Source organism: Plantactinospora alkalitolerans, from assembly GCF_015690345.1.
GTDB classification, from domain to species: Bacteria; Actinomycetota; Actinomycetes; order Mycobacteriales; family Micromonosporaceae; genus Plantactinospora; species Plantactinospora alkalitolerans.
Map to the genome: position 1 here is coordinate 1 of NZ_JADPUN010000327.1, position 10,133 is coordinate 10,133.

A 10,133-nucleotide genomic window follows, 5' to 3' on the forward strand; every position below is an offset into this window, starting at 1 on the left:
ATCATGTCGTCGATCTTCACGTACAGTGCGGTCAAGAGGGTGTCCAGGTCTTGCGTCACAACATGATCTTGGATGCCCTCTCCTCATGCCCGGACATCGACCCCAGACTTCGGAACTACTCGTCTAGTGCTCTGACGGCTATGGTCCGCCGGGTTGAGAGGGAGGACCGGAGGTTTCGTCGGGATCGTCTTCGTGGGCTGCCGATCGATCGCGACGACGTCGAGGAGGCACTGGAGGTGGCGTTCGAGCTCGACGGCGAAACTGCGGTCGCATCGGTCGATCGGATGGGACCAGGCGATGATCGGCTATTTCCATGTGCGACGGACCGTCCGCGACGCCTAGGAAGGAGCCATGACCAACGAGGTGACCGTTCCCCTGCTGCCCTGCGCGTCGATTGACGACATCGAAACCTTCTACGGGGTTCTCGGCTTCAGCACCACGTATAAGCAGCGCAAACCCAACCCCTGCATGGGACTGCAACGTGAAGACCTGCACCTGCAATTCTTCGAGATTGCCGGGTTCGACCCAGAGCAGTCCTACGGCTCCTGTCTCGTGCTCACCTCGGACATCGCGGAACTGCACCGGGCTTTCGCTACCGGCATGCGGGCCGCATACGGCAAAGTCCTGGTGTCCGGAATGCCGCGGATGACCCGGCCCAGGGCTCGAAAGAACTCCGACGGGCTGGGCGGATTCAGCGTCATCGACCCGGGCGGCAACTGGATCCGCGTCTTCCAGAACCCCGCCACGATGCCCACGCCAGCACCCGCACCCGCCGGACGGCTCGGCAAAGCGCTGGCGAATGCCGTCGTGCTGGCCGACTCCAAGGGTGACGTCGGCCAGGCAGCCCGCATTCTCGACAGCGCGTTGGCTCGCCCGCAGGCCGACGATGACCCCGTCACACACGTAGAGGTTCTGGTGTACCGCGCAGAACTGGCGATGGCGCTCCACGACCGGGAAACCGCAACGGAGATGCTGGCCCGCGTCGAGCACATCGCGCTGGACCCAGACGAGACCGGAAGGGCGGCACCGACCTTCGAGATCGCTGCCGACCTCGCAGTGGCGCTGCGATGAGTTCGGGGTGCAGTGGAGATGTTCTGGCTCCGGTTCTCGCGGACAAAATCAGGTCGCCCTCATCGCTCGCGCTACGGTGCTGCCATGTCTCGATCAGTCGAAACCGGATCAGTCTTGTCTCCTGTCACCGCGGACGACGTCGACCTTGCCGTGCGGCTCGCCGTGGGCATCCTTCGGGACGCACCCCCGCAGGGGTGGGGCGGTAAGGCCGGTTCGCTGGAGTGGGACTGCTGGGAGACCGCCGAGCACCTCGCCAACGACCTGTTCTACTACGCCGTGCAGCTGGGGCCGCAGAGCCCGCCGCTGGACACCCATGTGCCCATCGCGTTGAGCCGGAAGAGGCCGGACGGACCCACGGTCTTCCTCTACGCGGACCGTGCTGCGGGTCCGGCCGGCCTGGTGCAGGTGCTGGAGGCGTGCGGCGCGCTGCTGGTCGCCATGGTGCGTACCACGCCGCCCCGGGTCCGCGCCCACCACGCCGCCGGGGTGTCGGACCCCGAAGGTTTCGCGGCGCTGGGGCTGCAAGAGACGCTGGTACACATGCACGATCTGGCGGAAGGCTTCGGGCTTGCCTGGACCCCGCCCTCCGCTCTCTGCTCGCGGGTGCTCGCCCGCCTGTTTCCAGAGGCTCCGGGCGGCGCGGATCCCTGGCTCACCCTGTTGTGGGCCACCGGCCGCGCCGAACTGCCGGGGCACCCTCGTCTCACCACGTGGCGCTCGGACAGCAGACCGCGGTCATAGGAGGAGATCGGCTTCAGCCGCGGCCAGGCCGATGATCGTGCCCTTACCGCGGCGAGAGCGCACCGAGCCACCCGTCCCAACCGGCAACCCGGCGAACCTATGCGGTCACGGCACTAGCTTGTTCTGTGACCTCGGCGGCCGTTCCGGCTGCGGAGGACAACGAGGGTGTCGAGCCGGGCGAAATCGTCAGACGGTGTCGGTAGTCTCCGGTCCGTGACCGCACCTGGAGACGTCCCATCTCAGGTCCTCGACCAGCTTCGACCGGTCTGCCTCGGGTTTCCAGAAACCTACGAGGAGCCCGCGTGGGTGGGCGTCCGCTGGCGGATCCGCAGCCGTACCTTCGCCCACGTGCTCACCGTCGATCCCGACCACCAGATGGCGTACGCGCGGGCCGTCGCGACCGACGTTCCGGTCTGCGTGCTGACGTTCCGGTCGCCGGGCGACGAGATAGAGGGGCTCGTCAGGAGCGGCCACCCGTTCTACAAGCCCGACTGGGGCGCCGACGTCGTGGGCATGGTGCTCGACGACGGCGTCGACTGGACGGAGGTCGCCGAGTTGCTCACCGAGAGCTATTGCGTACTGGCGCCGAGGAAGCTGGCTGCCCGGGTCGACCGGCCGGATTGACGATTCAGCTGCCCGCCGGCCCGTTCACCAACACCGCCGATTCCGCCGCACCCCGACCCGCCGCCGGCCGGTCCCGCGCAGCCTGGCCCGTCGCCGCCGGACGAGGTCGGCTGACGGACGGATGGCGCGTGCCCCTCGGTGGACCTGATGCCGTGGCCGGTCAGCCGGTGGCGGTGCCGTGCAGCACCAGGGCCCAGAGCAGGCAACCGAAGGCGGCGGTGGCGGCCACCGCCCGGACGAGGTTGTACGCGATCCACCGAGCCTCGAAGCGTTCGCGGACGGCCGCGAGGTCGGCGTGCCGATCGGGGTCACCGGCGGCCTCGAGCTGGTTGTTGAGCGGGACGTTGAGTCCCATCGTGATGCCGAACATCACCAGGTAGAGCAGGAATCCGGCGGCGATCCACGGCAGGGCTCGGCGCAGCTCACCGTTCCAGTGCGTCGCCAGGGCCACGATCGCGAGCGCCGGCGCGCCGAGGAAACTGGTCATGAACCAGCCGTTGACGATCGCCCTGTTGATCTGCTGCATCGTGACGACCAACGTCCGGTCGTCGGCACGCCGGAGGGCGGGCATCACGGCGTAGGCGAAGCTGGTGAACAGTCCGGCCATCAGGCCCGTGGCGAGTGTGGCGGCGATCAGCGACAGGGTTCCGACCAGTTCCACGTTTCGCTCCCGTTCCAGGTTCCTTGCCGGCTGCGGCGTGCGCCGCGCGGCCGTGCCCACCGCGCCGATCCGGTGCAGAGTCTCCCAGGTCGGCGAGCCGGACCGCCGTCGCGTCCGGCGGAGACCTTGACGGTTGTCGTTGTTAGCGCTAACACTGACATCGCCCCGCCCGCCCCCCGAGGGCGGCGGAAGCCAGGGCACCCTGGCGTCCATCAACCGAAGGTGGCGGAGATGGCGCGGAACCGGATCCGATCCCGATGGACTCCGCTGGTCGCGGCGGCACTGCTGCTGACCGTCGGCGTCGCCGTACCGACGGCCCCGGTCCAGGCCGCGGCGCCGCCGCCAGGACAGGTCACCCGGTACACGATGACGGCGTTCACCAACAGCAGCGAGTCCAACATGTACGTCTACGAGTCGCCGGACGCGACCGGCTTCCGGCTGCTGCGCGGCCCGGCGTACACCCCGCCGTCCGGACTGATCCGGGACCCGAGCATCATCCGGCACACCGACGGCAGGTACTACATCGTCTACACCACGAACTGGACCGGGAACACGATCGGATTCGCCACCAGTACCGACCGGGTGAACTGGACCTTCCTCCGAAACCACACCATTCCGCTGAGCGTGCAGAACACCTGGGCGCCGGAGTGGTTCGTGGACACCGACGGCAGCGTCAACGTCATCGTCTCGCTCTCCACCAACGGGGCCGACTTCAAGCCGTACCGCCTGCGGGCGACGAATGCGGCGCTCACCGCGTTCAGCGCACCCGCCGTACTCGCCGGAATCGGCCCGAACTACATCGACACCTTCGTGGTCAAGGTCGCCGGCACCTACCACGCGTTCACTAAGCAGGAGACCACCAAGTTCATCGAGTACGCCACGGCGACGAGCCTGACCGGGCCGTACACGATGCGCCGGACCGGAAACTGGGCCGGCTGGGGCGGTCCCCGGGAGGGGCAGGCGCTGGTGCCGCTGGACAACGGCGGCTGGCGGATCTTCTTCGACGGCTACACCGTCGGGCAGTACCTGTTCAGCGACAGCTACGACGGTTTCGCCACCTGGACCGCGCCGAGCCAGCTACCGGGACTGTCCGGCTTCGCCCGGCACTTCACGGTGCTCAGGGAAACCGTTCCCGGCGGGGTCACCCTGCCGACCAACAGTGCCCGCTCGTTCCAGTCGGTGAACTTCCCGGACCGCTACGTCCGGCACCGCGACTACCTCGGATACGTCGATCCGGTCTCCGCCGCCAGTCCCGTGCAGACCCGGCAGGACGCCACCTTCACGGTGGTCGCCGGGCTGGCCGACCCGAACTGCTACTCGTTCACCGGCACCGGTGGCCGGTACCTGCGCCACTACGACTTCCGGCTCCGGCTCGACCCGAGCGACGGCACCGCGATATTCCGGGGTGACGCCACCTTCTGCGCCCGGCCGGGTTCGGTCTCCGGCTCGGTGGCGTTGGAGTCGTACAACAACCCGGGCCGGTACCTACGGCACTACAACTACGAACTGCGGGTGGACTGGTACGCCGACAACGCCACCTTCCGGGCGGACAGCTCGTTCCGGCCCGCGACCCCGTGGGCCTGACGTCCGGGCCGCCCGGCTCAACCGCTGGCGGGGGCGGCGGTGCTCTGTCGAACCACGAGGGTCGGCTCGATCGGCGTCGTGGTCGCCATGACGGCGGTCGGCAGTACGGCGGCCGGCCGGACGCCGTGCTCGGTCGTGCCGAGCAGTCGCAGCAGCGTCGCCATCCCGCGCCGGCCCACCTCGTCGAAGTCCTGGCGCACGGTGGTCAGCGGGGGCAGCATGAACTCCGCCTCCGGGATGTCGTCGAACGCCACCACGCTGATGTCCGCCGGCACCCGCACGCCCCGTTCGTGCAGGGCGCGCAGCAGACCGAGCGCCATCTGGTCGTTGGCGACGAAGACGGCGGTCACCTCCGGGTTTCCGGCCAGCGCCGTTCCGGCGGCGTACCCGGAGCGGGCACTCCAGTCTCCGGAGATGATCGGCGGCACCGCGGCACCGAACTCCTCCAGGCTCTGCCGCCAGCCGGTGATCCGGTCCCGCGCCTCCAGCCAGTCACTGGGGCCGGAGACGTGCCACACCGTCCGGTGACCGAGTTCGAGCAGGTGCCGGACGGCCAGGCGCGCGCCGGTGATCTGATCGACCGAGACGGACGGCAGACCGCTGTCCTGGCCCGCCTCCACCGCCACCGCCACCATTCCCCGGGGCAGGCTGTGCAGCGCGGCGGCGGCCGCCATCTGTGGTGCGATGATGATGACCCCGTCGACACCCTGGCCGTCGAGCGCCTCCACGGCGCTGAGTACGCCCCGGCGGTCGACCTTCTCCAGGGTGACGATGCTGACGCCGTAGCCGGCGGCCCGCGCGGCGCGCTCGATGCCGAGCAGGGTGGACGCCGGGCCGTACAGGATGGTGTCGAAGCTGACCACGCCGAGTACCCGGGACCGACGGCTGGCCAGCCCACGGGCCATCGCGTTCGGTCGGTAGCTGAGTTCCGCCATCGCCTGGACCACCCGGTCCCGGGTCTCCGGACGTACCCGCGGATGGCCGTTTATTACCCGTGAGACCGTCTGGTGGGACACCCCGGCGAGCCGGGCGACATCGGTCATCACCGCCGGGCGTCCCGCCCGCGACGGCGTCGTCATCTGGTCATCCTCTGCCAGCACAACGGCCTACCGCCTTCCGCCCCCGCCGGCGACGCCGGACATCCTGCTCAGGTTAGCCCCACCATGCTGATCAACGATGGCGCCGGTCCGTGTTCCGGCCATGTTGCGTTCCGGGTCCGATACCGATACCGATAACGATACCGAAACCGATACCGGGTCGGTCGCTTCGCCGAGAGTGGACGGTGCCGGGTTCCGAGCGTCGGTGCCCGGCCGTAGGCTTCCCGGGATCGTCGGGGGGCTGCCCCCCGCCGGTTGAGCTGATTGGTTACCTTGAAGCCGGTCGTCAAGATCTGGCCGTTGGCGTACGCCCGGCGTGCGCCGTTCCGGATGTTCGAATGGGGAGGTTACGGGTGGGATCGCAGGGGTCGGCGGTCGCTGTCCCGCGAGGCCGGTTGGCCGTCGCGCCGCAACCCCGCCCACCGGCCGTGCTGCGCCGGGTCACCGCGCCGATGCGGCAGACCCCCGGCCGGCTCACCGCCATTCTGGCCGCCGTGGTCGTCCTGGGGCTGATCGCCGGGGTGGTCGCGCTGGTCGGTGTCCGGCAACGCGCGGACCTGGTCCGGGGAGTCACCGCCCGCAGCGGTGAACTGGCGGTCGCGGCGCAGAGTCTGTACCGGGCGCTGTCCGACGCCGACGCGACCGCCGCTAGCGCGTTCCTGTCCAACGGTCTCGAACCGCCGGCCCTGCGGGACCGGTATCAGCGGGATCTCGCCGACGCGGCCGCGGCGCTGACCATCGTCTCGGCGGCCGCCGCCGACGACGGTCGGGGCGCCACGGCGATCGCCCGGATCACCGCCCGGCTACCGGTGTACAGCGGCCTGGTGGAGACCGCCCGGACGTACAACCGGCAGGGCATGCCGCTGGGCGTGGCCTATCTCCAGGAAGCCTCGGGCCTGATGCGCACCGAGTTGCTGCCCGCGGCCCAGGAGTTGTACGCGGTCGCCTCCGGTGAGCTGGACGACGCCCGGGACCGGGCGGCCGGCTTCCCCTGGGTCGCGGTTCTGCTCGCGGTGCTCACCCTGGCCGGTCTGGTGCTGGTGCAGATCCATCTCACCCGGCGCACCAATCGGCTGCTCAACGTGGGGCTGCTCGTGGCGACCGGAGCGACGGTGCTGCTGGTGGCCTGGCTCACCGTCTCGGCGGTGGTGGCGGCCGGATCCCTCGGTGCGAGTCGCGACGACGGGTCCGCCCAGGTGAATCTCCTCGCCGAGGCCCGGATCGCCGGACTGCAGGCCCGGGCCGACGAGGCGTTGACCCTCGTCGCCCGGGGTAACGGCGCCGCGTTCGAGGAGAACTTCGGCGTCGTCATGCAACGGCTCGCCGGGACGGACGGCTCCGGCGGGTTGCTGGCACAGGCGCGGGCGGCAGCGTCGGACGAGACCACCCGGCAGGCGGTCGACACCGCCATCGCGCGCAGCAAGGAGTGGGCCGCCGCGCATCGCAACGTACGGATCCTCGACGACAGCGGCGAGTACGCGAAGGCGGTGGCCGCGACGGTGGGCACCGGCGACCGGACGACGGCGGCGATCTTCAATCAGCTGGACGAGGCGCTCGCCAAGGCCATCACCCACAACGGGGGCCGGTTCGAGCGTGAGGCGGAGAGCGCCGGCCGGGCCTTGACCGGAACCGACATCGGCATCGTCGGCCTGACCCTTCTGCTGGTGATCGGAGCCGCGGTCGGCATGCAGCGGCGGATAGTGGAGTATCGATGAGAAACCGGTACCGTCCCGGCCGGTTGCTCGCCGGCACCATAGCGACGATGCTCGCGCTGGGCCTCGCCGGATGTGGCACCGGCGAACCGTCGTTGCCCGACAACGCCGCCCAGGCGGATCCACCCCGCCCGGTCGGCATGCAGGATCCGGCGGTCATTCCGACCGGGCCCGCGGCAGCCTCGGGCTCCTGCAACCCACGGGCCAGCCTGCGACCGTCCGGTGCGCTACCCCCACCCGGCCAGATGCCGTCCGGTACGGCGATGGCCCGGATCGCCCAGCGCGGACGGCTGGTTGTCGGTGTCGACCAGAACAGCTACAACTTCGGCTTCCGTGACCCGTTGACGGGGCAACTCACCGGTTTCGACATCGACATCGCGCGGCAGGTCGCTCGGGGCATCTTCGGGGACCCCGGCCGGATCCAGTTCCGGGCGATCAGTTCTGCCGACCGGATCAAGGTGGTCCAGGACGGCACCGTCGACATGGTGGTCCGGACCATGACGATGAACTGCGAGCGTTGGGAGCAGGTCTCCTTCTCCACCGAGTACTTCACCGCGGGCCAGCGGATCCTGGTCACCCGGGGCTCGGCGGCGAAGACGATCCAGGACCTGCACGGCAAGAAGGTGTGCGCGGCGGCCGGCAGCACCTCGATCCGCAAGATCGCGGAGGAGGGCACGGTACCGGTTTCGGTGGTCAACTGGACCGACTGCCTGGTGCTGTTGCAGCAGAACCAGGTGGTGGCGGTGTCGACCGACGACAGCATCCTTGCCGGACTCGCCGCGCAGGACCCGAACACGGTGGTGGTCGGGCCCCGGTTCAGCGACGAACCGTACGGGGTGGCCATCTCGAAGGAGTCGCCGGAACTGGTCCGGTTCGTCAACGGGGTGCTCGCGAAGATCCGGTCCGACGGCACCTGGGGCAGGCTCTACGGCCGCTGGTTGACGTCGTTGGGCCCGGCGCCCTCCCCACCGGTCGCCCGTTATCGGGACTAGCGTGTCTCGTGGAACTGGGTGCGAGGCGGCGACGTACCGGTGGAGAGCACCGGGACACCGGATAGGTATGCCGATGAACGTGTCGCGGTGGCCGATGAGCCGGACCGAGGCCGACCGGTTGATCGGCGACCTCGGTGTGGCGTACGACCGGATCTCGGCCGCGATGTACGCCCTGGACTCCCATCCCCACCTGGCCGTCCTACGTGCTCCGGAGCTCAGCGGCGTCACCGCGCGGGTCGCCGCCGGACTGCTGGCCCGGGTCGACGTGCTCTGGTCGCAGTTCACCGCGTTCTCCGACCTGCTGCACCGGGCCCGGGAAGTCCGGTCCCGGCGTTCCCGACCGGGCGACACCGAGTTGCGGGAACTCGCCGGCCTGCTCCGGGCCCCGGTGGTACGACTCGGCCCGGACGGGATGGTGCTGGACGACGCCTCCGCCGACCCGCCGGCCCACTCGTCGGGGCTGGTGGATCTGGCCCGGCGGATCGAGACGGAAGCGACCGGACTGGCCGGGGCGCTGTCCGAGGTGGTGGCGGCACGGACCCGGCTCGTCGAGGGGTTCGGGCAGCTCACCGCGACGGTTGCGCGACTTCGGGCGGACGTCGAGGGCCTCGGGGAGGACTCGGCGGTCGCGGGCGATCTCGACAGGCTCGGCCGGCAGATCGACGAGGCGTACGGGAATGCGCTCGGCGATCCGCTCGGCGCGACCCGCGACGGGCCGTCCGGGTCCGGGGTCCGGGACCGGCTGCGGGAGCTGACGGTCGAGGTCACCGGCGTGGCCGAGCGGATCGCCGACCTGATCGAACTGCGGGACGGCTATCCCGGCCGGGTTGCCCGGCTGGCGGCCGAACTGGACGATCTGGTCGCGGCCACGACGGAGACCGACCGGATCTACGCGGTCGCGGAGGCGAAGATCGCGAATCCGGGCCTGCCCGACCTGCCCGCCGCGAACCCGGCGCTGCGGACCCAACTCCACCTGCTCGACCAACTGCACCGTGAGCGTCGATGGCAGCGGCTCGGCGCGGAACTGGACGTGGTCGAGCGGGCGGTCGTGACCGCCCGGCGCCGGTCGGCCGAGTTGTACGAGGCGGCCGACGGGCTGCTGCGGCGCCGGGTCGAGCTGCGGGGCCGGCTCGACGCGTACCGGGCGAAGGCGGGGCGGCTCGGCCTCATCGAACACGTCGAACTCTCCGCCCGGTACCGTCTGGCTCGCGATCTGCTCTACACCAGCCCGTGTGACCTGGGGGCGGCAACCCGGGCGGTGGTCGCGTACCAGCGTCAACTCAACGATCTCGCCGAGCGCCCGACGCCCGGTGCGAAGGGAGCCGTACCATGAGCATCCGATGCCTGCGGCCCGGTTGCCCAGGCTCCTACCTTCCCGACGGGTACTGCGACGACTGTGGACGTCGGGCACCGGTCGGCGGGTCGGGCCCGGACGCCACCGGCCAGGCCGGTGCCGGGGGTGCCGTCGCGACGCCGACCGGTCGGGGCCGGGCGTCGGTGCCGAGCGGGACCGGCCGGGCGTCGGTGCCGAGTGCCGGCACGGGTCCGGCGACGGGGTTGGGGGTAGGCCCGGCGCCGTCCGGCCGCGGTCCCGGCCCGACCTCCACGGGTACCGGCCGGGGTCCGACCTCCACGGGTACCGGTCGAGGTC

The 10,133-nt window shown here is 70.4% G+C and carries 9 protein-coding genes and 1 pseudogene; 7 read left to right on the forward strand and 3 right to left on the reverse strand.

Features of this window, described 5'->3' with window-relative positions; translation table 11 throughout:
- The first annotated feature begins 351 nt into the window (after nucleotides 1-351).
- From I0C86_RS35435 to I0C86_RS35445, 3 genes are all read left to right on the forward strand, one after another.
- Nucleotides 352-1,071 carry a VOC family protein gene (locus I0C86_RS35435; RefSeq protein ID WP_196205675.1) on the forward strand — a complete coding sequence of 240 codons (720 nt, stop codon included), beginning with the start codon at nucleotides 352-354 and terminating at the stop codon, nucleotides 1,069-1,071.
- Between the two features lie 114 nt (nucleotides 1,072-1,185).
- On the forward strand, nucleotides 1,186-1,812 hold the full coding sequence (locus I0C86_RS35440; protein ID WP_230395325.1) for a hypothetical protein: 627 nt from the start codon (nucleotides 1,186-1,188) through the stop codon (nucleotides 1,810-1,812).
- A 213-nt stretch (nucleotides 1,813-2,025) separates the two neighbouring features.
- Nucleotides 2,026-2,436: an MmcQ/YjbR family DNA-binding protein gene (locus tag I0C86_RS35445; protein WP_196205677.1), complete on the forward strand. Its 411-nt coding sequence runs from the start codon at nucleotides 2,026-2,028 to the stop codon at nucleotides 2,434-2,436.
- Nucleotides 2,437-2,596: 160 nt separating this feature from the next.
- Here the strand turns inward: I0C86_RS35445 and I0C86_RS35450 are convergent, their stop codons facing one another.
- Nucleotides 2,597-3,097, reverse strand: coding sequence for an anthrone oxygenase family protein (locus tag I0C86_RS35450; RefSeq protein ID WP_196205678.1), 501 nt, complete (start codon nucleotides 3,095-3,097; stop codon nucleotides 2,597-2,599).
- Nucleotides 3,098-3,328: 231 nt separating this feature from the next.
- Between I0C86_RS35450 and I0C86_RS35455 the strand changes: the two genes are divergently transcribed.
- Nucleotides 3,329-4,681 carry a glycoside hydrolase family 43 protein gene (locus tag I0C86_RS35455; RefSeq protein ID WP_196205679.1) on the forward strand — a complete coding sequence of 451 codons (1,353 nt, stop codon included), beginning with the start codon at nucleotides 3,329-3,331 and terminating at the stop codon, nucleotides 4,679-4,681.
- A 17-nt stretch (nucleotides 4,682-4,698) separates the two neighbouring features.
- On the opposite strand, the gene I0C86_RS35460 is transcribed toward I0C86_RS35455, so the two are convergent.
- Nucleotides 4,699-5,760: a LacI family DNA-binding transcriptional regulator gene (locus I0C86_RS35460; RefSeq protein ID WP_196205680.1), complete on the reverse strand. Its 1,062-nt coding sequence runs from the start codon at nucleotides 5,758-5,760 to the stop codon at nucleotides 4,699-4,701.
- Between the two features lie 371 nt (nucleotides 5,761-6,131).
- Between I0C86_RS35460 and I0C86_RS35465 the strand changes: the two genes are divergently transcribed.
- The 3 genes from I0C86_RS35465 to I0C86_RS35475 all read left to right on the forward strand — a co-directional run bounded on the left by I0C86_RS35465 (nucleotide 6,132) and on the right by I0C86_RS35475 (nucleotide 9,815).
- A complete protein-coding gene (locus tag I0C86_RS35465; protein WP_196205681.1) occupies nucleotides 6,132-7,493 on the forward strand; it encodes a hypothetical protein in 1,362 nt (453 codons plus the stop codon).
- Nucleotides 7,490-8,482 carry a glutamate ABC transporter substrate-binding protein gene (locus I0C86_RS35470; protein WP_196205682.1) on the forward strand — a complete coding sequence of 331 codons (993 nt, stop codon included), beginning with the start codon at nucleotides 7,490-7,492 and terminating at the stop codon, nucleotides 8,480-8,482. Before I0C86_RS35465 ends, I0C86_RS35470 begins: the two co-directional genes overlap by 4 nt.
- A gap of 73 nt (nucleotides 8,483-8,555) precedes the next feature.
- Nucleotides 8,556-9,815: a hypothetical protein gene (locus I0C86_RS35475; protein WP_196205683.1), complete on the forward strand. Its 1,260-nt coding sequence runs from the start codon at nucleotides 8,556-8,558 to the stop codon at nucleotides 9,813-9,815.
- A gap of 34 nt (nucleotides 9,816-9,849) precedes the next feature.
- On the opposite strand, the pseudogene I0C86_RS44035 reads toward I0C86_RS35475, so the two are convergent.
- Nucleotides 9,850-10,133 (reverse strand): annotated as a pseudogene (locus tag I0C86_RS44035) (hypothetical protein); the annotation flags it as partial.